The sequence below is a fragment of the Staphylococcus caprae genome, assembly GCF_002902725.1.
GTDB lineage: Bacteria > Bacillota > Bacilli > Staphylococcales > Staphylococcaceae > Staphylococcus > Staphylococcus caprae.
The window spans coordinates 1-22183 of the sequence record NZ_PPRT01000019.1; the positions used below are offsets into that span (position 1 = coordinate 1).

Sequence of the window (22183 nt, forward strand, 5' to 3'; positions counted from 1 at the left end):
CCTTGTCAGATCGAATAGACTTGTTAATAGCATCATCTTTGATGATGCGGGTGAGCGTGCAACACAAAAAATAAATAATAAAATTCCAAATAAATAGGGAAGTGATTCCTCACTTCCCTTCATTTTCATTCGTATTTTCATTTAGAAAATACACAAGGTGCTAATAATGAAAATTCATTAGCACCTTGCCATTAAAGTAGTAATTAAACTTCTTTACTTGAATTAAATTATTATATGTATTAGGTTGAAAAAGTAGTCAGTGTTTTCTCATTGGGCAATTTCAATCAAGATATTTCTAAATTTAAGGAGGCTTATACATGGCTGAAGATAAATTTGAACAAGCTAAAGGTAACATTAAAGAAACAGTTGGTAATGCAGCTAATAATGAAGACTTAAAAAAAGAAGGTAAAAAAGATAAAGCATCTGGTAAAACCAAAGAAGTCGTTGATAACGTTAAAGATAAAGCATCTGATGTTGTTGACAAGTTTAAAAAGTAAAATCTTAAGCCACTCATATAGAGTGGCTTTTCTTATTCAATATCTTTTATATTTTTCATGGGTATTTTCATGGTTTCGTTCCCATCTTCGTTACTAATAATAATAATTTGATTGAGTGTATCTACCGTTTTAATGTAAGCCTCATGCTGGTAATAATAACCCTGCTTCCAATAAGTCACAACTGCTTTTTCTTTAAAGTGTTTTTTCCAGTTTACTTTTTCATTTAAAACATTAAGTTGATCGTCTAAAAGCGTAGGACGTTCTGTTTTATTTTGATCTTCCATATATTGTTCTATTTGTTGATATTGCTCAGGAATCGTCTTAAAAGCTAGCCACTTAACAAACCCTCTGCCTTTAGGAATATTAGAATCTAAATACTCTCTAGGAATCTTACGATAATCCGTTTCATCCTTATATTGTTTAGGAATCATATACAAACACCTCAATCATATAATAGAACATACGTTCGTATATGTAAACCCTCTCCTTCATATAAAATGGCTTTCAAAATTTTGAATGTGTTTTACTTAATCTTTTGACGTACGTTAATAGCGTACGGTATAATATATATATAATAAATAAAGGGGGGCCTTGAATGAAAAGTAAAACACCAACAGAAGCTCGTAAAGATTTTTATCAGTTATTAAAACGTGTGAATAATGACCATGAACCAGTATATATTAAAGGCAAATATGATGAGAGTAATGCTGTTATTATAGGCATGGAAGATTGGCGTAGCATTAATGAAACGATATATCTTGAGGCTACAGGCACAATGGACAAAGTTAGAGAACGTGAGCATGACAACAGTGGTTATACAAACATAGATGATATTGATTGGGCTAGACTTTAATGGCTAAATATAAAATCAACATAAAGAATTCAGCGAAAACAGATTTAAAGAAGATAAAACGTTCTCACTTACAAGAACAATTTTTGAAAATCGTAGAAATACTAAAATATGATCCATATCAACAAAGTCAATCCTTTGAAAAATTGCACCCTAAACATTTAGGACGATACTCAAGACGTATCAATCATCAACATAGAGTTGTCTATACAATTGATGAGGAAAATAAAGAAGTATTAATATTAGCAGCTTGGTCTCATTATGAATGAAAAGGAGGACTCGTTAATGAAAATTAATGATGAACTCATTGAAAATTTATTGAAAGATAAATCAGGATTGCATCAAGAAAATACGAAAAACCTAACAAAAGCGCTTGTTGAAAAATATAAAGATCCAAATACATCTCAAAAAACAAAAAAAGAAATTAGAGAGCTTTTTCGACGACTATATAAGTAACGGGGAGAATAACTATAATAATTAGAAAAAGTTTGATTCTTTAATAAATCAACATTATGTGAAAAACGAACGTTTTTGAAACAGATAGGTAGCTAAGTAATAATGAATCTTTGTTTCATCGATTTTATCTCACATAAATTCATAAAAATAAAGCATTTTAAGACAACTTCTATTTTTTTACTTACAAGTATCATATCTTGTATTATTAACAAAGTCTTATTTTACTTTTACTTCATGAGATGTGATACAGTAATAGTGAAACGAATAACAAAATTTAATAAAGCGTGGTGTACAAATGGCTAAAATTGGTTACGCTCGTGTTTCAACACAAGATCAAAGTTTAGATAGCCAAATCGATACTTTAAAAAACTTTGGCTGTTCAAAAATATTTAAAGAAAAAGTGAGTGGTCGAAAAACGAAGAGATCAGAGTTAGACAAATGTCTAGAATATTTACGTAAAGGAGATACATTAGTTGTTTATAAACTTGATCGTTTAGGTCGTACAACAAAACAGTTAATAGAATTGGCTCAATGGTTAGAAAACAATAACATCGAATTACAGATTATTGATATGAATATCAATACTAAGGATGCAATGGGAAAAATGTTTTTTACCATGATGAGTGCTTTTGCTGAACTTGAAGCCAATCTTTTAAGCGAGCGTACTAAAAAAGGACTTGCATCTGCAAGATCGAGAGGGCGTGTCGGAGGGCGTCCTTCTATGCCTGACCATAAAAAAAGAGAAATTCAGTTTCTATACGATGAACAAAAAATGACTGGAGAAGAAATAGCCAAAGCAACGGGCGTTAGTAGGTCAACTGTATATCGTGTGATCAAAAAATAATGGTATAAATTTTACAAATCGTACAAATTGATGTATATTTAAGATGAAAAAAGGCACAAGTGCTACTAACACTCGTGCCCTGTGAGCCCGTTAAAAAGACGGTGGCTTTCGATAAAATGTTAAATAGACCATCTACTTGCCAAAGTGGAGATGGTCTATTTTTTTTGGTTATTATTACTCATTAATACTAAGCCAATGATTGTCAGTACAACCATTAACATTTCATAATCAGTCATGCTATTCCTTTCTTGGAGTAGAAACCAAAATCATAGGCATCACCCCATTTTCATGAGATTAGCCACCATCGTTCCAACTTGCTCAAGCGTTATTATATCATATCTTTTTTAGAGAAAAAGTTTTAGAGTTACTTTAGGCAATTGTAATAACGTCTGTAATATAGACGTTCAACCTCTATATAATATATAGAAGAAATTCTCATGATTTCGTCTACAATAAAGACGCTATTACCTATGATCGGACATGCATTCAAAAATAAGATTCTGTTATACTATTGAGGTCGCCTATCTCTCAGGCGTCAATTCAGACGTAGAGAGCGGATGTAATTATGCTCGATAACTTTGTTTACATCATGACCACAGCAGCGAGTGGTTGTATTGTCGCATTATTTGCGCATTGGCTACGCAATCGTAATGATAAGAAAAAATAGGCGACTCTAGCCACACCTAAAAAATCCCCTCACTATCGGTAGTAGTGAGGGGATTGGTGTATTATGCTTAATAACTTTGTTAACTAGATTATAACATTAGCTAGAAGAAGAATGCAAAAAGATACTTAGGTGGTTACGCGCCTTTGTACTTTACTAATCCTAGGAACCCGCCAACCGCTAATATAACAAAACAACCTACTGTTATTATTTTTTTGCTTCGTCCAACCATTGTGGCATCAACTTTTGGTACATGGCATCCTTTTATGAATTGGCGTGGGTAAGACACATAGACTTGTTGATTATCGTTTAGCTTAAGTTTCCATTTACGCTTGTCTTTAGGTACCGTATCATACAATGCTTCTTTGAGTTCTACTTTTTTACCATCTATTTTATGTACACCTTTATCTGCGACTTTTTTATACACATACTCTTTTCTTAAATCATCAATCATATGGTTCGCTATTTGATTTCTTACATGCTTGGTCGCTTCACTAGGGAAGGGATTTACATCTAGTAATGTCGCATTGAGTCTTAAATGATCTTGCTTATTGGTCAGTGCCAAACTATAACCTTCATCACTTGTTCCTGTTTTTAATCCGTCTGTTCCTTTATATTCTTCAGGCTCTCCTTTTAATGATAAGTTTGTTGTTTCAAAACTTTGATTATATTGTTTGCCCTGTGTCAGTTTTGTGTACTTGAGCACGTCTGGGTGTGTTTTCAAAAGATGATGTACAAGTAAGCTCATATCTTCTGATGTTGTTGTCGTTTTCGATTCATCTTGATACTTTGTTGGTGCATATGATTTTAATAATTCATTCGGTGCACCCGACGGGTTTGTAAAATGTGTATGTGTCATGCCTAAACGTTTGGCCTTCTCATTCATGTGATCTGTAAATTGAGATGTATCACCATCAATCGTCCGTCCTAAAATCAAAGTTGCTGGATTACTGGATGCCAATGTCATTTGTTGAATGATTTCATCCACTGTATATGTTTGACCCTTTTTAAGTTTGAATGTCGATAGGTTCGGTAGATTTGATACTTTTTCATCGCCATCGGTCATTTTGATCTTTTGATCCTTTTCAATTTGATGTTTTTCTAAAGCATCAAAAGTTAAGTATAATGTCATCAACTTCGTCATGGATGCTGGATCACCTGATACTTTTGCGTGATAGTCATATAGTATTTGTCCGTTACTATTCGTTACAATCATACCTTTAGGGTTATATTGTTCACTCAAATTCAATCCATTTTTATTTACATTATCGATAGGTGACGATTGTTCATCAACCGCATGAGCTAAGGGGCTTGATAAAAGGAATGTTGTCACCAATACACTCAATGTATAAGCTAATTTCTTCATTTATATTAACCTCACTTTTTATTATTAGCCGAAAGATAGGTGCTTAGATTGAAACTTCTAAGCACCTATCTTCATATTACATTAATTTATTAAGACTTTCACACCAAAGTATAGATTATAAATATAGAAGTACACACTTGCTAATCCTGTAACAATCGCAATGATGAAATGAAATGTCGTATGTGATTCTTGTTGACTTAGGCTAAAGAATACTGCAGACGTAACAATGAGTAACCATGGTGATATATGATAGACTAATGCTCTTCTAGCATGCTTTGATACAAGATCATGCGCCACGATCCAAACAATAAGTGGTAATAGAATGGGCGCAAAAAAAGTACTGAAATAACAAATAGACGCTAACACCTTTTCTGAACTCTTAGACATATTACTCATCCTTTCCTAAAGTAATTTCACGAGGCATGAATTCATCAACCCATTTATGGGCTATATTACATGCCGCGACAATATCATCATTGTCATTTTGATAACCACAAGAACCACACTTAAATCGATTACTTTGTTTTCTATTTCTTTTATGGATGAACATACATTCAGGACACTTCAACGAAGTGTAACCTTCGTCAATGAAAATCAAATCATCGTATAAGCCGATGCTTTTCAAAAGCGCTCTATGTGTGTAAGTAAAGATTTTTCCATATAACGTATCTGTCCGATTAACGCCATTTCCTTGACCTACAACAAAGATACACGGTGAAGGATACAATTTTTTTAGATCTTTAGCAATCTTTCTAACGTGTTTGCGTACAGACCGCTCAAATTTAATTTCAGCTTCTTCATTATCTATGTTCGGTTGACTTAAACGCCTTTCATACTTATTTATGAGTTTGTAGACGTCATTTGAATCATCTGTATATACAGTATCCATGTTTAGATCAGACGCGTTCAAAAAATGATACGTTCCGATATCTATTCCAACTATAATCGCATGCTTTTCAAAAAATTTATGATACAATGAAAGCATAGTAGCGGGGGACATATTGATATCTAAACTATTATGATAGTCTTCTTTGATTCGAGAAATCTCTGGTTGTGAGAGACCGATTTCTCGCAATTCTTCCTCGCTGCTCTCTTTAAGTACGTATACGATTTTACGAATATGCTCTTTAATCATTCCTTTTTCACCCCGTGTATATCAGTATTAATACTCCCATCTTGACGTCTTGACTTTACTTCTTTGCTTATGTTTTCAATGCAATATATAATCGCATCTTCCAATCTTTGACTCACTTTTCTGACAATAAACACAGTACATCTAATCAGTAAACAAAGTATCACAATAGTAATTCTAAAAAGAAGAGATAGCACTTCACCAATAATACGTCCAACAACATATGCAAACATAATTATCCACATCCTTTTTATTATTAGAGTTATTTGCGACTATATAACATCATAAATCGTCATTTGTTTTTCTAATGTGTAGTCCCACTTAATATTAAATGATTTTTTTCTTTCATTTCTTTCAGCAATCCAAACTCCTAAAGAACTAGAGTCATCATACTTTTCTCTTAATAGATCTTCGACAAACCATTGAATATACTCGCTCATCAAAAAACCTCCTTGATTAACTAAAATCTTAGAAATAACAAATTTCTATTTGTTCATCATCCTGTTGTTGATAATGATTAATATATATTTTTCGACTTCTTCTAAAGACATATTTTTCAATATTTCATATTCTTCACTCGTTAATCCTGTCATTAAATCTATCAATGATATATAATTTATGTTTTTAATTATATCTCCACCTATTTCGTCTATTTTGTAGACGCTACAGTAAAATGTAAGATGTTTATTTCTGTTACATTTTCAATATAACATATAATATTTAATTCGTCTACATTTTAGACGCAATTATTCGTCTATTTTGTAGACGCTATATTAGAAAGCTATTCAGAATTAGCTTTCTTGACCTTTCAGTTCTTTATTCAAATATTTCTTGTATCTGTCTTCATGATGATTTTTAGCATAATTTTCTATCACTATATCTAACATGTCATATAAGCTTGTTCTATTTTCATATGCTATGTCATTAAGTAAAGCTCGAGTCCCTTTCCTTATAGCAACAGTAGTTCTATCTTGATAATACTTTGAAGTTCTTTTTCTCTCGTTCTCTTTTTCAGTACTTTTAGATTTATTAAGCTGTTGTTGCACATTAGCAAATTTATCAAACTTATTCATTTCATTACACCTCTATTCTGCATCTAAAAATTTTTCAAAACATTCTTTATAGTGATCATAAAATTCAATATGCTCTTTTCGTTGATTTTCCTTTAATTCCATTAATTTATCAACTGAAGTTCTTTTTACTGTAGCATTAATAAATAATTCTTTCTCTCTAAAATAAGTTAAATAATTATCAAATTCTTTTAACTCTCGAACGAATCTTCTGGAACTTTCGGTATTATGTTTTATTCTATTACCAACTAAATATAGTTTTGCAGTTACGTAAGATTCCATAGATATAGGATCCTTGATTTCTTTTATACATTGATGATAACGCTCTATTGTATTGCCTTTAGTCTCTTCATTATTAGCTCCTGGAACATCTGGACTGATTATTTTATCACTAACAGCTACTGCATTGCGTGTTGCAGTTCTAAAATCTGGATGTGTATCTATAATAATATAATCATACTGAGAGAGGTTTAAATTTTCTGTTAGGTTCATTGTTACCCAAGTCAAAAGTCTAGTATCTGTGTTGGGTTGGCTAATTACCCAATCTTCAGTTTTATCTAAGTAATAATCTCCTGTGATTAAATCTATATTCTGTCTAACATTATTTATGTCTACTGGATCTTCAGTATATATACCTTTTACAGTATTATTTTGTGTATCACAGTCAAACAATTGTGAAATACTACATTGATGATCTTGATCTATAATTAAAACGGTTTTATTTCTTTCTGCTAAAAAAGTAGCGAAATTATATGCTATGGATGTCTTTCCAACGCCACCTTTTGTTGATACAAATGAATATATCTCCATTCGTAAAACCCCCTTTCTTCAACGTCTACTATATAGACGACATTATTATAGTATCACACTTATATTATTGAGTCTATTCAACATTTTATTTAAGTCGTCTGACTTATAGACGAAAGGGGGTAGCCTTATAGCGTCTACTATATAGACGGTATGATTAATTATGTATTTCCAGTCAAAAGTCTGACTTTGTTATACTGTTTAAGTCGTCTTACTTCCGGCGATAGATTCGACGGTAGTAGGTGATATCATGGGTTTAATATTTGTTAGCGTAATCGCTCCTATTATTTCAGGATGCATTGTTGCAATTTTTTCGTTTTGGCTAAACAATCGCAATAATTAAGACGACATAGCCTCACCATTAAAAAAACCCCAACCTATGCCAGTAGGTTGGGGTTTGGTGATACATGAGTTCAATATTTGTTGAGCTCATTATACTACAGTTAATAGCATCTGTAAAAAGTATTGGTTATATTATTTTGGAGTAGAATATGAATATGAGAAAGTCAAAAAACAAAGTTCTCAAACACTTAAACGAATATAATGCTTCATATGTGCGTCTATATTATAGATGAAATGCATCTATACAAAACATCATTCATGTCATAAGTAAACCTATCAATATCAAAGCGTCTTTAAAGTAGACGCTATTGTGAAATTATGGTATATTTAAAACATCGGCAACATATTAATACTGTTACAAGTACATCACGAACTATTAGTTGCGTTATCCCTAGTTTATGCTAAAGTAAATATATAAAATTAAAAAGACAACTGCGGTAACAGTTGTCTTTTAGAAAGAAGCAAAATAAGCAGATTTAGATTTAAGCTTCATGTAATTTTTTATTTGTAATTGTATTATAACTGTTAAAAATGATTTTAGCAAGCGCGATACAATTGCAAATGTAATACACTAAGATTACAAAGCTTCTTTCTTAAAATATTAAAATTATAGAAAGGGGCTATTTTTATGCCTATACCAACTAAATACTTCAAAAAGACTGAAAAATATCAAGAACGTTTCTACCAACTGCCCAAAGTTTTTTTTACAAATAAAAAGTTCACAAAAATATCTTTAGAAGCCAAAGTGGCTTATTCAATATTACGTGATCGATTAGAGTTGTCCATAAAAAATAATTGGGTAGATGATGAAGATAACATATATTTAATTTATACAAATGAAAATTTAATGTCTATACTAAATTTAGGAAAAAATAAAGTTGTAAAAATAAAAAAAGAATTGGAAAACGCTCATTTATTAAAACAAAAAAGAGTAGGTTTAAATAAACCAAATAAACTCTATCTACTTAAACCAGAAGTAACAAAACAAGATATTTGTCAGATTCAAAAAGAAGAAAGTGGCGAAAAAAGCTCTAATAATAAGGAAGTTTACGAATCAAACTTCCAGAGTTCCGATATACAAACTTTTGGAAGTTTACAAAACAAACTTCCAAAAGTTTGTGAAACAAACACTAGTGATACTGATATTAGTGATACTGATATTAGTGATACTGATATTAGTGATATGAATGATATGAATGATACTAATAATATTAAGAGTACATCTGATTGGGGTTCACATTCGAATCATTCAAATCATAAATCTCAAACATTTGATATTGTATCTGAACAAGAAGAAATACAATATGAATTACAAGAATTCCCTGAACATTTAGCACAATATATCACCAACTACACGTTACCTGAGGTACGTATAATAAAAAGTGTCTTGTTAAAAGCTAAACGCTCATTTCATGATGAACGTGCCCATGAAATATCACATCCTTACTCGCTCGAAGATATTGAACAAGAACTAATTAATGTTTTGAAACGTTTCAGATTCATGCTTAAGAAAAAAGATGAAACTGTAGAATCTATGCAAAGTTATTTAATGCGTTGTGTGAAGTCTGAATTTGAAGAATTACATGCTTGGCATATGCGTCGACAACATATGCCAAAAGATAATATATTTAACTTGTAAGGAGGTGGAAGAATGTCTAAAAATAAGATTTTCAATGATACATTGTTCATGGATTACTTAGACAAGAAAGTGAGTTTCTACCTTGTAGGTGATAAACGTATTGTAGCCACGATTAAAGAAGTACGACGCTATGAGATTCTTGTAGAACGTAAAGTCAAATACAAATCTGGAGAACTTGATACAATACAAACAGTAATACCTAAAGGGGCTATTGTCTACACAGATATTATATAAAAGTAAATCGGTATGTTAAGTTTATGTAAATTTCAGAAACTCTTGTTAAAATATAAAAATACATATGTTAAAATAAGTGTGTAGGGTGATATATATGTTTTATAACAAGCGAACGCAGTCGATGTCAGAACTGAGCTATTATTTAGTGATTGCGACGAATGGCAAAACACCTTGTCTGACAGAGAAACACGCTTCGGTGTTGAAGCAACATTTCAACAAAGTTTCAAAGTCTTTTGGAATCAAACTCATAACATGGGAATGGTATGACAGCTATTTAGAAATGAGCTTCACTATCGATAAAGCTAAATCGTCTGTTTTAGACTTCATCATGGTTTTTAAATCCACATCATCGTTCACTATCAAAAAATACTATCCCGATCTTGTGGTATCAGAATTATCAAATACTTCTTTTTGGAATCAGGGTTATTTTTTGAAAACGCTTGGCCAGTTAGAGCAAAATAACGATCAAAAACATTGGTTAAAAAATCTTAAGTAAAAAGGTGTGTGAAGCTATTGAACAAAAAACAAGGTCTTGCGGCAACGCTACTGGGGTGTACACTTCTTTTAGGTGCTTGCCAAGGTGGTCAATCGGATCCACTTGCTGATAAAAAATATAAAATCGAAGATACTAGTTACAGCATTTCTTTTGATGGGAAAGATCAAGCTAAACTATCATGGACTGATGGTGCGCCCAACGATCTAGTGAAGGAATCAACACCATTTGACTACGAAATCAAACACGATAATGGGAAAGATTTTTTAGTGCTAAAAAGAAAATCTGATGGCTTACCAGATGGTTATAAAGATGAATTTCATTTTTATGACGATAAGTCAACAGACTTAAAAAACAATGTAAATTGTGTGGTTTATGAAATTAAAAAGAATAAAAAGAAAGATATAAAATTGTTGGAGAAAGATGTAAGTGTATCTGGAAATGATATTGAATTGGATAAAAAATCATATAAGCATCCTGATAAAACAGAAACCACAATGGATGTGAATCTAACTGAAGAAGAGTGACCTTTGTTATCCAATCGAATAACAAAATTTTCCAAAACAGGTTGTAATAGTTCCCTCTTTTTAGTATGTTATAAACGTAAGTGTGATAATGAGATGATTTAACTGTAAATACGCCTTAATTACATTATTAACACTTACTGGTAAACTACATAAAAAAAGAAGGTGTGCGTAACAGCAGTTGTGTGTAAGCTGTTCGCATTAGTGCTCCTACGTTTTACTAACAAAGCACTTTTCACCTTCTCAAATATTTATAAACCATAATCAATATGATTGTCAATGTTTGAGAAAGTGTAAGGTTGCGCTAAAGGAGCGTGACCTTCTTTTTATTGAAAGACAAAGTCATTGGTAAACTAATAATAAAAAGTATTGAAACACAACAACACACAGCTCAAAGAACAAACGCCTAATTAAATAGCATATTAATATGTGATAAGCCTTTTATTGTTATTGGGACTTATATGCGATGTTTTTAAATTAAAATTTAAAAGGTGGTATAGTGATGCATCATTTCAAAAAAAATGAAATTAAAAAAGACATTGAAAATAGAGGTATGAACTTCAAGGAATGGAGTGAAAAAGTTGTTCAAGACAAACGAATGCAAGTTATTGATAAGGTAAGACCTTACTTCGATCAATGGGAATTAGATGTGCTTAACGAAGCATACATAGAGCTTTTGAAAGAATCGGTAAAGCCTCAAAAAGAAAAACAAGAACCTAAGCAAAATCAAGAAAAAGATACTTCACAAACAAGTGATAAAGAGAAGGGAGGTGGAATTAGATGGAATTAATGCACATTGCTTTATTCAACTATTTGCATTTAGACGGTGTGTATGAACAGCTTGTTCAATATCTTCAAATGCATGATATATGGACGAATTTAGGACGTATGTTCAGAAAAATATTAAGAGGATTAAAAGTCATTGCAGTTCCTGGTGCGTTCATCGGTGTAGCAATTGGAGGACTATACTATGTATTTGGTGGAGAACAAGGGAAGTTCGCAGCTAAAGTTTGGTGGGTAAGTTCACTCATCGGTGTCGTTGTTGTACTTGGGGCAGATGCCATAGTTAATTGGGTTTCAGATAATGCTAAATTCTAGGAACGAAAAACTTTTAAAAAAAGTCCCTGCACGCGTGCAGGGACAGACAATTCAGAATACAGTACAAAAACTATAACATGAAAGAATATCATTCGTAAATGAAATATAACGAGGTGACAAAACTTGCTGACAGGAAAAATTCTAGATATTACAAACAAAAATGAATTAGACTTTATTAAAATTAAATATCAAAAAGAATATTCTCTTGAAGAAATCGATACCTTCGTTCGTAAAATATTAGCACTTGCTCATGATAATAAGAAAAAGAAGGGTAAAAATATAAATTTTGAAGTAAAGCTTATTATCTTGGATAGTAAAACAAAGGCGATCCGTTTTGATATGAAAAAGGACGAGAGATTAAAAATTAATGCTTCTCTACCTGAAGAAACTACGACGCTAAGAACGCTACTCGAAGAAGAAATTGAAGTGCAACGTTATGATATGGGAAACCCAAATAATTTCGATAGTGAGAAGAAAAAATTTTTAGAAGATTTTGACGAAAGCTATGAGGGGAAAGTATCGAAAGATTTAGATGAAAAAGCAATAGGCAAAGGGAAAGAGCCGTTTTTCAAAAAATGGAAGAATGTTTTGTTTAAAGATAATTCCAATAATACCCAAGGTAAGGAAGAACAAGTAACAAGCGTCAAAGATGCATTTGATGATGAAGAAGATACAAGTTCGAGTGAAGAGGATAAAAATAAAGACCGTGCTGCTGAAAAAATCACTCAAAATAAAGAAACAGCTGAAGAAGATAAAGAAGACGAAGAAGTATCGGACGAGAGTATCAATGAACTTTGGGACGAAAAAAGCAAAAACGAAAATTCTTCTGAAAACCAACAGTCATCTCAGCAAGAAGCACCTTTAACAAAAGACGAAAACCCACAAGATAAATTACATAAAACAAATGAGAGTAGATCTGATCGTGTTCAAGAACAACCTCCTAAAAACCCTATTATACCTATTAATATTCCTAAATATACCGAAAAAGAGGTCACTTTGAAATATTCAGATGATCCGTTTGAACAAAAACAGAATGAATACATTTATGACCGTTTATTAAATAAAGAATCATATAAAGCAGCGCTTTATGAAGAATTAGGACATAAGTTGGAATATCAATTTATTTCTTATGTAAATGATAAGCGCTCTTATATTGAAAAGGTTAAAGAAACAAATGCAATGTCTGAAGAAGATTATGAAAACCGCACAAGTCAGATAACACAAAGGGTTCAAAGTGACATTGATCAACAAATCCAATCATACGAAGATGATCAAAAAAAGTCATTAAACCAGTTCACACAGAAACAATCAAAGGAGCTAGAAAACTTCAGAGAACAACAGGATCAAGCGCTAACAGAAGAAAAAGAAAAACAAGAAAAAGCGAAATCATCGTTCCTTGAAGAAAAAGATCAAGAACGTCTAACACGTATTCAAAGTGAACAAATGCATATGATCGATGAAAGTGAACAAAGAATTAATGAAATTGTTGAAGAAGAACATCGAGCATATGATTTAAAAATTCAAGATATGTTGAACGATGATTACAAAAAGATGATGATCGATATCGATGATAAGATGTTTCAATTCGATGATGAAACGTATCAGAACTTGATGAAAAAACGAGAGATTTGGAAACAAGAAGTACAAAAAAATAAAGATGATGAGCTTAAATCTCAACAACTCAAGAATGAACAACTAGAAAAAGAAGAACGTATTAAAGCGCATGAGGCCATTATTGCTGAACAAAAACAAGTCGAGCTTGATATCAAGCATAAGGCGCAAGAGGAAGCTTCTTTAAAAGAAAAAAATAGAGAATCTCAATTACAACTAGAGTTAGAAAAAGAGAAAAATGAAAAAGAACGCTTAGCTCAAGAAGAAAGACGTATTAAAGATTCTGAAAAACAAACAAGTATTCGAGAACAAGAACTTGTACATTCTAAAGAAAAAAATAACAATATGCAACAAGCGTTAATGGCAACGTACATGACCAATAGTCCCAAGCAACCTCTGAATAAAACGACTGAACAAAAAGGAACAACACCTAAAAATAAAGAAAAATCTCTAGTCAGTTCAATTATATTATTTTTGGTAATGGCTGTAATTTTTATCGGGGTATTTGTTGGAGGATTATTTGCAGACCACTTTTTCCACTTTCTGAACATGATTCCATCAAGTATGGAAATGAGTGACGAAGCATACGAATTCATAAAATCATAGAGAAAGGATTTTAAACATGATACTTAACTTGATTCAATTAAGCATCAAAGATGCAACTCATTCTATGTATTTAAAAGATCGAGGAACACTTTATTTTAGTGACGATCAACAATCAACGTACATGATCATGCAACATATTGATGTAATTAAATCTATTTTACAAAAGATCCAAACGAATCCCAATATTGAGGTTTTTGTTGAACAAGATATAGCAAAAGAAATCAATCACAAGATGTATCTTATCGAAAATATTGGAGATCTAAGAGTTTATGAACCTTTCCAGGTAAAATCTACCAATCACACCTTTGATGATGAAGTTATAGAAAAGCACATGGTTACAGAAACACATCCTACTGAAAAAAATAATAGTGATGAGCATGATAAGTCTGAAAACGATATAGAAAAAGATGAAAATGAATACGAATATTTAATCGAAGAACAAAATAGCTCTGAAGAGATGAATGAGGAAAGTACTGAAGAAGACAATAAATCTGAAGAAATGAATGAAGTAAATACTGAAGAATTAATTAAGCGTTCTCCAGAAGAAGAGTTACCTGAAGAAAAAGAAACTGAAGTAATCTCTGATGATGGTAATCAGAATCAGCAAGAAGATGATGAGGATTTTGAGCCCTTATCGATTCAAGAAATTCTTAAATTAATTTCTGAATTAGATAATTATAAAAACAGAAACAAAATCGAATCTGTCGGAGAAATGTTAGCAGAGCAAATGACTATTCATGATAAGAACACAGGTGAAGTACTACCTCAAAAAACAAGAGAGAGTATTTTTAAAGGTGTTTTGCTATATCTCTTTAAAGATAGACATGTGAATGGTCTTGAAAGAACGATGGAAAATTCATTCAACCAATTCGAGATTAATGAAATTTTAAAAGAATCATTTAAATCAAAAGTAAAAAGTGCATTAAACGAAATGGATGAGCAATCTCTAGAATATTTCATATACAACCATTTCTATCAAGTTATTCGAGATTTTGACTACAAAACTAATCATTTCACACGTGCTAAAAGAAATTAGGTGAAATCAATGGAAAATCAAGTGAAGATTCATAAAGAAGTGAATAAATCTCAAAAAGAGCCTTTAGACATCGCTGAAAAAGTCTTTGGAGATAAGATCTATTTTTCAATTATTTGTGGCATCATCGCTTTATTGATGTTACTAGTCGCAAATTATATTACCAATGTCTTTTACAGTAGTTTTTTTGTTAAAAAAGGAAATATCTTTGAAAAAGCACAGTATTTTCCAGAGGCACTTAAAAATGTAAAAAATGCTTTTATTCCTAACTTTTCGATACTTTGGTTACCTGGGTTAATTGTCTTAATATTATTTTTCTTTATTGGACAAAAATTATATTTAGTCTATAGAAAATACCGTAAATTAGATTATGGTCAATATGGTGATTCTAAATTTGTAGATTTAAAAGAATTAAAAAAAGAATACAAAATAATATACCAACAAGAAGAATTTTATAAAGGAGATCCAGGATTTCCAATAACTCATTTTGATAATAAATATTTAATTGATACAGAAACGCACAATCAATTAGTCGTTGGAACGTCTCGATCAGGTAAAACAGAAATGGTTGTTTTTCCAGCAATAGACATAGATTCTAGAGCTGAATTTCAGCCATCACTGGTTATTGGAGATTCTAAGGGAGAACTCTATAGTGGCAGTGCTGATACTTTAATAGAGAGAGGATATGAGGTTCATAAACTTGATTTAAGTAGTCCTGATGATGGAATGAGTTATAATCCTCTAGAAATTATTAAAGAATTTTATGATAAAGGGAATATTTCTAGAGCTGAAAAATATACCAATACATTAACAACAATGATGTTTCATGATCCAAATGCTAGGGATCCATTTTGGAATAACAGTGGGGCAAATTTAGTTAAAGCCATTATTCTTGCATTACTTGATAAGTGTTACTCAGAAAATCAACCAGAAAAAGTAACGATGTATAACGTTGCAAATATGCTAACAGAATTAGGCGGTAAGACTATTCACGAAAAAGTATTTCTTGATGATGATAAAGAAGAGGTCGTTGAAAAAAATGCTCTAGATAGCTACTTTGAAAATTTACCACAAGGACACATGGCTAAAAATGCATATGCACAAAGTAATTTTGCGAAAGGTAATACACGTTCTAGTATCTTTAGTGTCGCTGCGGAAAAGTTAAATATATTTACTCAAGAAGAATTAGGTAAAATGACTTCGCATAATGAATTGGATATGCGTAAAGTTGGTTTTAATCGAATTATTGATGTGCAGTACGATACATCGATGAAATATCTTAAAGGCAGTTATTATTTTACTGATACAGAAGGCAATTCTACTAAAAGAAAAGATATTGAACTTGATAACTTAGGGAATGTTCAAATCTTCTTTGATGAAGAAATTAAAACTGGTTATAGTCTTAATCTAGAAATATACAAACATGATGAAGTATATAGTCAATCTATTTTACACATGATGGACGTTGAAGATTCTGATAATAGTTATACAGTTTCACTTTTAGAAGAAGGCGAACAACCACACAGTGTAGGAATTCATTATTCAAAAAAACCTGTAGCTATTTTCTTAGTGATACCCGATTATGATACATCTAACCATATTATTGCAAGTTACTTTATTTCTCAATTATATACGTTACTTGCAGAAACAGCTTCGTCTAAAGAAGTAACTAATTCTAAAACACAAAGACGAGTCATATTTAGACTTGAAGAGTTTGGGAATCTGCCAGCTATTAATGATATGGATAATAACGTGACGGTATGTTTAGGAAGAAACATTATTTTTAATCTCTTTGTACAGTCATTACAACAATTACAAAATGTTTATGGGGAAAATACAGCAAAGATTATCGAGGGTAACTGTCAAAACGTAACGTACATTCTATCACTTGATCAGTATACAGCAAAAACGATATCAGAGCGATGTGGCTACCATACGGTGACTACAAAACAACAAACGAGCAATGATGGACAAGCAACAATATCTCGGTCACGATCAGCTGAAAAGCAACCTCTCATTACTGAAACTGAATTATTACAGATGAATAAAGGGGATACAGTGGTTGTTCGTTCAACTTCTAGAACAAAGATGGAAAAAGGAAGTCAGAAAAAGGTAAGACCACATCCTATTTATAATACAGGCAAGACAAGCATGCCTTATCGTTATCAATTTTTAGGTAATCGATTCGATCCCAATGCGACGCCTCAATTGGTTACAGCTTCTCAACATAAGCATTTGAGTCTTAAGGACAATATTATTGATTGGAATAAGAAGATACTCAATGACATTACTGAAAAAGAACAAAGAGAGGCATATGAACGAGATAATTATTTAAGTGATTTGCTAGATAAAGATCAACTCTACAAATTTAAAACAATTTTGAGGGAGAGAATGAATCTTTCTAACGACGAAGCAAATTTGATAATTGGAGAAAAAATAGCAAAGGCAAAATTTTATTTAGAAAATGATCATAGAGTTGAAGACAAGAATGAACACGCGAAACAAGTAAAACAACTTTTTGATGACTGGATTAATTATAACCAGGAAGGAGGTAGCAAGGATGAATCAATGGGTTAATTACCTCATGTTAAATGATACTGATGCGGATAAAAAGTTAGAAAATATTGATAGTAAAACTCAAGAATCAATTTATCAAATTTTATCTAATAATCTTGATTTATTTCAGGCTTCCTGGTTAGGGAATTTATTTAAAATTCTAGGCTGGCTGATTACATGGTTATTTTATTGGATTACACAGATGATGCTGAATACGTTGAAAAACATTTTCACATTAGGTGGATTACTGGACAATAAAGAGGTTACTCATCTGAGCCATCAACTAATGCCTATTGCGTTGTCTATTATGTTAATAACAGTGGCAGCCATAGGTCTCATGATGATGACAGGGAAACGTATTCAAATCAGTAATGTGTTTGTCAATCTAATTTTAGCCATTTGTTTTATCACAATGATTCCATACTTATTTCACACATTAAGTGATATGACCAATGAATTTGTAAAAGGTCAAGATCAAATTACAGAAAAAATGTCCTATTCAAAAGAAGATAAGGATCACAATAAAAATATGGACTTACCCTCACGAGTGATAAAAATGAATGTCGTGGATCTAGCTGATTACGCAAATAAAGATTTCCCGTCTAGGAAAAAAGTTAAACCTAAAGATTTAAATCATTTATATGTTCCCAATAACTCAACTTCTATTTTTGATTCCTTTGATTATAGTGAAAAAGTTAAACCTTTCTACCAAGGAGAAGATGATGACAACATAGGCTATCATGAAATATTAAAAATGGAATCCAAAAAAGAAATGGGAAAGAATAAAAAACCTAACGACTTATTACAGAAAAATATCATCCAACAAAAATGGGATGAAGGTGTTAGTAATTTAGGTCTTAACAAGTTCGTTCCAAATGGCAATACAAAAACAGCTAAACAAAAACGAGATATCATACGGAACGGTGTCTTTGATTATCAAATTAACTATGACAGAGATGCTTGGCATTTGACACCGTCTACAGATAAAGATAAAGATAAATTGATATATAGTCGTATGGCACCTTCGGAAGATAGTGGTGCATTTAAAGCAGCAGCAGGTATTTTAAAATTCTTTGACGAATACCCACTTCGCTATCAAGCTAATTTCTTAGTTTTATGGTTATCATTAGGTGGTTTGGCGATTGTTTATCTTTTCTCAGCATTTAAGGTTGTTAAGCTGATGTTTGATATCGCATTCCAAAAAGTATTGACTCCATTTGTGGCCGCAACTGACTTAACAACAGGACAAAAAATGAAATCCTTATTTAGTAATATTGTTCTGAACTACGCGGTAATCTGGTTAATATTCGTTCTATTTATCATATATAACATCTTAATTACAGCTGTCATGAATTCAAATGCTGGAATGGCTGTTAAAGCTATCGCATTTATTGCTTTATCAATTGCTTGTATTGATGGCCCAGATACAGCTAAACGTGTCTTAGGTATAGATACAGGTGTCCAAGATGGAAAAGCAGCAGCCTTTGGTGCATATGGACTTGGAAGAGCTACAGCTAAAACAGCAAGCGCTGGGGTAAGTGGTTCTAAATCTCTTTATAACTCTATGACAGGCGGCAAAAAGACAGAATCGTCTAATAGTAACAGCATGTTGAAAAGTGATAACAAAGTATCCAATGGAAATAGTGACTTAGAACCCACAGATTTAAGTCAATATGATATGGGTCAAGGTCAAAATAAAAATGAACAATTTGAAGGCGGTCAATCGACATCAAATAATGATCAAAAAGTCGATGATGCATCTCAAGAAAATAAAAACATCAGTGAAAACGCTGATGGAGATCAAAATGCAACTAATGCCGAATCATCACCTCAGGATGTTGAAAATCAAAATGAACAACAAGCTGATCAAAAAGTGGCAAATGAAGATGAAACAAGCAATTTAGAGAACGGGCAACAAGGTGTTAATGAAGGTGATCAACAAGGTATTGCTAATGACCAAGATCAAACTGAAGCAACAGGTATTAATGAAAATGAAAAAGAAACAAATGGTTTATCTAATAATCAAAAACCAGGCATTAATGAAGAAAGTACAGATGTGAATGATTTAGAAAATAACGAGCAAACAGGCATTAATGAGGACAATCAAGAAGTACAAGATCTTGAAAATACTAATCAACCAGGTGTGAACGATGGTAATGATGCACAAAACGGCTTAGAAAACACACATGAAGGAAATACATTAGAAAATAATGAATTTGATTCAGAAACAAAAGAAAATGTTAAAGGTATGAATGGATTAAATAATCAACAACAACCAGATGTATCTAACGATATGAATAATGAATATATGCAAGAAAATGCGCAAGGTATTTCATATCCTAACAACAACAATATTTCTGAATCGAATGCAAACGCAAATCAACAAACATCAGAGCCACATAAAGCAGATAATATCTCATCACCATCTAATAGAACAACACAACCAACGTCGGCACCAAAAGAAGGCAGTGTATCTGGTTCAATGCCAAATAAAGGTCAAAGTGTAACAACACCACGAAACAACTACATGCAAGGTGATAAGCAAAGTCCAAACGTCGGTTCAAAAGCATCATCGCCAAGAAGTGCTTCTAATGCATCTAATACACAATCACAAGGTCGTCAAGGCTTATCATACTCAGAAGCTAAGTCTAAAGCGCGACAACGAAGATCAGTACAATCTCCGACGAATGGGGGAATAAATCGACCAACAGGAAAAATGAATGCAACAGATATGTCAAGACGCGTTCCATCTAATTTAGGTCAAGCATCGTCTAATCAAAGACAAAAAGTAGAAATACCGAGACAACATCGTCCATCAGCAACTCATAGTAGAGAGGGTAGATTGTCATATTCAGAAGCTAAATCAAGAGTAAAATCTATGAATACACATCCGTCGCCAAATCCTCAAATGCAAAGACCATCACAAATGAATCAGGCACATTCAAAGCATGTACCACACAAGTCACAACGCTCAAACCATATGGCACAACAAGCGCCATCTATGGATAAAGCAATGAACAAAGCTGAAACAACAAATGACAGCAATACCAAATCATCAAAATAGTATCATGAAATTATTTTTAAAAAATGAACTCGAGGTGGTGATAGAGATGGCAGAAGAAAGACCGAATCAATATACAGTGACAAAAGGTGTCGATTCTACGATCAACTTTAAAGGCATCTTAAGTATTCAGTCTATTATGTGGTTTATAGGAATTATTTTCATAGGCTTTATCGTGACAGATCAGTTACAAATAACTGGTCTGCCACAGATAATCGTTTTAATACTACATGCATTTTTAGCAGTTTTACTTACATCAACACGACCTTCTCATCCAGACCGAAGAACAATATATGTAATTATGCATATTTTATTTAAGGAAGATACACATAAATATCAAAGTATAGATATCAATAAGTATCGAAGTGATAGAGACCATTGATCATGAAAGGGGTGATTTAGTTGAGTTTAATTACTGAAGAAGAATTTGAAAGATCCCGTCGTAAAGAATTAAGGAGAAAACGAAAAGGTCGACATGGTTCTAGAAACACAGCAAGTATTTCTAAGGTCATTGGTTACTCTGAAGAAGAGTATTGTATTTTTGATGATGGTCGTTATGGCGAAGTATTTAGAAGTACGACAGCACCCATAGATTTTATAAATCAGAATGAAAATAATAAACACATGTCTTTTTTAGCAACCTTGTATCGTATGTATGATGGCGATATTAAACAAATTGGTTTAGCCTATCATACCAATACGACAGAGCTACAAAATAATTGGATGGATATTAAGAATAAAGCAACAACAGAAGAACAACGACTGCTTGCCAGAGAGCAACAAATGCGTTTCAAATTAATATCAGAATCCCAACTTAATCAAGAATACTATTACATTATTTATGGGGATAACCTTCAAGATTTAGTTTCGAAAATAAAGGACTTTAAAAGAGCATCGATAGGATTGGTTGAAGAAGAAGCACAAACTAAAGATCAAAAAATAAAGCTTTTTACTAAACTTAATAATCAAAATACATTTATTTAGAGGTAGGGGGAAAGATGGAAAAGAGGAGAAAAGATAGGAGCATTGCAGTACGTGTAACGGCGTCACAGCATAAGAAAATTAGACAATTAGCCTCAATAAGACATATGAGCATTGCAGATTACTTAAGATCTACAGCTTTAGGCAATCAAATCAAGCCCACAGTCGTTAAATGTAAAGATGATTCGGATGAAATCATAGAACAGCTCAAAAACGACAACGAGGCACTTAAATCAAACGTTGAAGCACTCAAACGTAATAATCAAGAACTCAAACAACATATCTATGGTATGAAAGGTGACGTATCGAAGTCCTAAAA

The 22183-nt window shown here is 32.2% G+C and carries 27 protein-coding genes; 20 read left to right on the forward strand and 7 right to left on the reverse strand.

Annotation, left to right across the window (positions count from 1 at the left end):
* Positions 1 to 317: 317 nt before the first annotated feature.
* On the forward strand, positions 318 to 497 hold the full coding sequence (locus CD155_RS03660) for a CsbD family protein (RefSeq protein ID WP_103212540.1): 180 nt from the start codon (positions 318 to 320) through the stop codon (positions 495 to 497).
* Between the two features lie 32 nt (positions 498 to 529).
* Here the strand turns inward: CD155_RS03660 and CD155_RS03665 are convergent, their stop codons facing one another.
* The gene (locus tag CD155_RS03665) at positions 530 to 928 is read right to left on the reverse strand and encodes a YolD-like family protein (RefSeq protein WP_103212541.1); all 399 of its coding nucleotides are present in this window, start codon (positions 926 to 928) and stop codon (positions 530 to 532) included.
* A gap of 164 nt (positions 929 to 1092) precedes the next feature.
* Between CD155_RS03665 and CD155_RS03670 the strand changes: the two genes are divergently transcribed.
* The 5 genes from CD155_RS03670 to CD155_RS12775 all read left to right on the forward strand — a co-directional run bounded on the left by CD155_RS03670 (position 1093) and on the right by CD155_RS12775 (position 3314).
* Positions 1093 to 1350 carry a type II toxin-antitoxin system Phd/YefM family antitoxin gene (locus CD155_RS03670; RefSeq protein ID WP_103212542.1) on the forward strand — a complete coding sequence of 86 codons (258 nt, stop codon included), beginning with the start codon at positions 1093 to 1095 and terminating at the stop codon, positions 1348 to 1350.
* Positions 1350 to 1616 carry a Txe/YoeB family addiction module toxin gene (locus CD155_RS03675; RefSeq protein ID WP_002441971.1) on the forward strand — a complete coding sequence of 89 codons (267 nt, stop codon included), beginning with the start codon at positions 1350 to 1352 and terminating at the stop codon, positions 1614 to 1616. Before CD155_RS03670 ends, CD155_RS03675 begins: the two co-directional genes overlap by 1 nt.
* A 16-nt stretch (positions 1617 to 1632) precedes the next feature.
* Complete coding sequence (locus CD155_RS03680; protein ID WP_172605791.1) at positions 1633 to 1803, forward strand: hypothetical protein; 171 nt, start codon at positions 1633 to 1635, stop codon at positions 1801 to 1803.
* 295 nt (positions 1804 to 2098) lie between these two features.
* Positions 2099 to 2647: a recombinase family protein gene (locus CD155_RS03685; RefSeq protein ID WP_103212544.1), complete on the forward strand. Its 549-nt coding sequence runs from the start codon at positions 2099 to 2101 to the stop codon at positions 2645 to 2647.
* 565 nt (positions 2648 to 3212) lie between these two features.
* Entirely contained in the window at positions 3213 to 3314 is a 102-nt protein-coding gene (locus CD155_RS12775) for a type I toxin-antitoxin system Fst family toxin (RefSeq protein ID WP_115177438.1), read from the forward strand.
* 133 nt (positions 3315 to 3447) lie between these two features.
* On the opposite strand, the gene pbp4 is transcribed toward CD155_RS12775, so the two are convergent.
* The 6 genes from pbp4 to CD155_RS03715 form a co-directional block, all read right to left on the reverse strand.
* On the reverse strand, positions 3448 to 4677 hold the full coding sequence (gene pbp4, locus CD155_RS03690) for a penicillin-binding protein PBP4 (RefSeq protein WP_103212545.1): 1230 nt from the start codon (positions 4675 to 4677) through the stop codon (positions 3448 to 3450).
* An 81-nt stretch (positions 4678 to 4758) separates the two neighbouring features.
* Positions 4759 to 5064: a magnetosome magnetite crystal formation protein family gene (locus tag CD155_RS03695; RefSeq protein ID WP_103212546.1), complete on the reverse strand. Its 306-nt coding sequence runs from the start codon at positions 5062 to 5064 to the stop codon at positions 4759 to 4761.
* Position 5065: 1 nt separating this feature from the next.
* Positions 5066 to 5812 carry a zinc ribbon domain-containing protein gene (locus tag CD155_RS03700; protein WP_103212547.1) on the reverse strand — a complete coding sequence of 249 codons (747 nt, stop codon included), beginning with the start codon at positions 5810 to 5812 and terminating at the stop codon, positions 5066 to 5068.
* Positions 5813 to 6081: 269 nt separating this feature from the next.
* On the reverse strand, positions 6082 to 6249 hold the full coding sequence (locus CD155_RS12885; RefSeq protein WP_172605792.1) for a hypothetical protein: 168 nt from the start codon (positions 6247 to 6249) through the stop codon (positions 6082 to 6084).
* 351 nt (positions 6250 to 6600) lie between these two features.
* Positions 6601 to 6882, reverse strand: a complete 282-nt coding sequence (locus CD155_RS03710) for a hypothetical protein (protein ID WP_103212549.1) — start codon at positions 6880 to 6882, stop codon at positions 6601 to 6603.
* 12 nt (positions 6883 to 6894) lie between these two features.
* Positions 6895 to 7689: a ParA family protein gene (locus CD155_RS03715; RefSeq protein ID WP_103212550.1), complete on the reverse strand. Its 795-nt coding sequence runs from the start codon at positions 7687 to 7689 to the stop codon at positions 6895 to 6897.
* A gap of 247 nt (positions 7690 to 7936) precedes the next feature.
* Here CD155_RS03715 and CD155_RS12780 point away from each other — a divergent pair, with 247 nt between their 5' ends.
* The 14 genes from CD155_RS12780 (at position 7937) to CD155_RS03780 (ending at position 22181) form a co-directional block, all read left to right on the forward strand.
* Complete coding sequence (locus CD155_RS12780) at positions 7937 to 8029, forward strand: type I toxin-antitoxin system Fst family toxin (protein ID WP_115177440.1); 93 nt, start codon at positions 7937 to 7939, stop codon at positions 8027 to 8029.
* A 633-nt stretch (positions 8030 to 8662) separates the two neighbouring features.
* Positions 8663 to 9667 carry a replication initiator protein A gene (locus CD155_RS03720; RefSeq protein ID WP_103212582.1) on the forward strand — a complete coding sequence of 335 codons (1005 nt, stop codon included), beginning with the start codon at positions 8663 to 8665 and terminating at the stop codon, positions 9665 to 9667.
* A 12-nt stretch (positions 9668 to 9679) separates the two neighbouring features.
* Positions 9680 to 9901, forward strand: coding sequence for a hypothetical protein (locus tag CD155_RS03725; RefSeq protein ID WP_103212551.1), 222 nt, complete (start codon positions 9680 to 9682; stop codon positions 9899 to 9901).
* Positions 9902 to 9995: 94 nt separating this feature from the next.
* Positions 9996 to 10397, forward strand: coding sequence for an IS200/IS605 family transposase (gene tnpA, locus CD155_RS03730; RefSeq protein WP_103212552.1), 402 nt, complete (start codon positions 9996 to 9998; stop codon positions 10395 to 10397).
* A 17-nt stretch (positions 10398 to 10414) separates the two neighbouring features.
* A complete protein-coding gene (locus CD155_RS03735; protein ID WP_103212553.1) occupies positions 10415 to 10921 on the forward strand; it encodes a hypothetical protein in 507 nt (168 codons plus the stop codon).
* A 499-nt stretch (positions 10922 to 11420) separates the two neighbouring features.
* Positions 11421 to 11708, forward strand: coding sequence for a hypothetical protein (locus tag CD155_RS03740; protein WP_256605012.1), 288 nt, complete (start codon positions 11421 to 11423; stop codon positions 11706 to 11708).
* Positions 11699 to 12016, forward strand: a complete 318-nt coding sequence (locus CD155_RS03745) for a hypothetical protein (RefSeq protein WP_103212555.1) — start codon at positions 11699 to 11701, stop codon at positions 12014 to 12016. Before CD155_RS03740 ends, CD155_RS03745 begins: the two co-directional genes overlap by 10 nt.
* A gap of 123 nt (positions 12017 to 12139) precedes the next feature.
* On the forward strand, positions 12140 to 14233 hold the full coding sequence (locus CD155_RS03750; RefSeq protein WP_103212556.1) for a hypothetical protein: 2094 nt from the start codon (positions 12140 to 12142) through the stop codon (positions 14231 to 14233).
* A gap of 16 nt (positions 14234 to 14249) precedes the next feature.
* Complete coding sequence (locus CD155_RS03755) at positions 14250 to 15269, forward strand: hypothetical protein (RefSeq protein ID WP_103212557.1); 1020 nt, start codon at positions 14250 to 14252, stop codon at positions 15267 to 15269.
* Positions 15270 to 15278: 9 nt separating this feature from the next.
* Positions 15279 to 17843: a VirD4-like conjugal transfer protein, CD1115 family gene (locus CD155_RS03760; protein WP_103212558.1), complete on the forward strand. Its 2565-nt coding sequence runs from the start codon at positions 15279 to 15281 to the stop codon at positions 17841 to 17843.
* The gene (locus CD155_RS03765) at positions 17827 to 20886 is read left to right on the forward strand and encodes a pLS20_p028 family conjugation system transmembrane protein (RefSeq protein ID WP_103212559.1); all 3060 of its coding nucleotides are present in this window, start codon (positions 17827 to 17829) and stop codon (positions 20884 to 20886) included. The genes CD155_RS03760 and CD155_RS03765 overlap by 17 nt, the downstream gene beginning before the upstream one ends.
* A gap of 46 nt (positions 20887 to 20932) precedes the next feature.
* The gene (locus CD155_RS03770) at positions 20933 to 21265 is read left to right on the forward strand and encodes a DUF5592 family protein (protein WP_103212560.1); all 333 of its coding nucleotides are present in this window, start codon (positions 20933 to 20935) and stop codon (positions 21263 to 21265) included.
* Between the two features lie 20 nt (positions 21266 to 21285).
* A complete protein-coding gene (locus CD155_RS03775) occupies positions 21286 to 21867 on the forward strand; it encodes a TraC-like domain-containing protein (protein ID WP_103212561.1) in 582 nt (193 codons plus the stop codon).
* A gap of 14 nt (positions 21868 to 21881) precedes the next feature.
* On the forward strand, positions 21882 to 22181 hold the full coding sequence (locus CD155_RS03780) for a plasmid mobilization protein (RefSeq protein ID WP_103212562.1): 300 nt from the start codon (positions 21882 to 21884) through the stop codon (positions 22179 to 22181).
* Positions 22182 to 22183 lie beyond the last annotated feature (2 nt).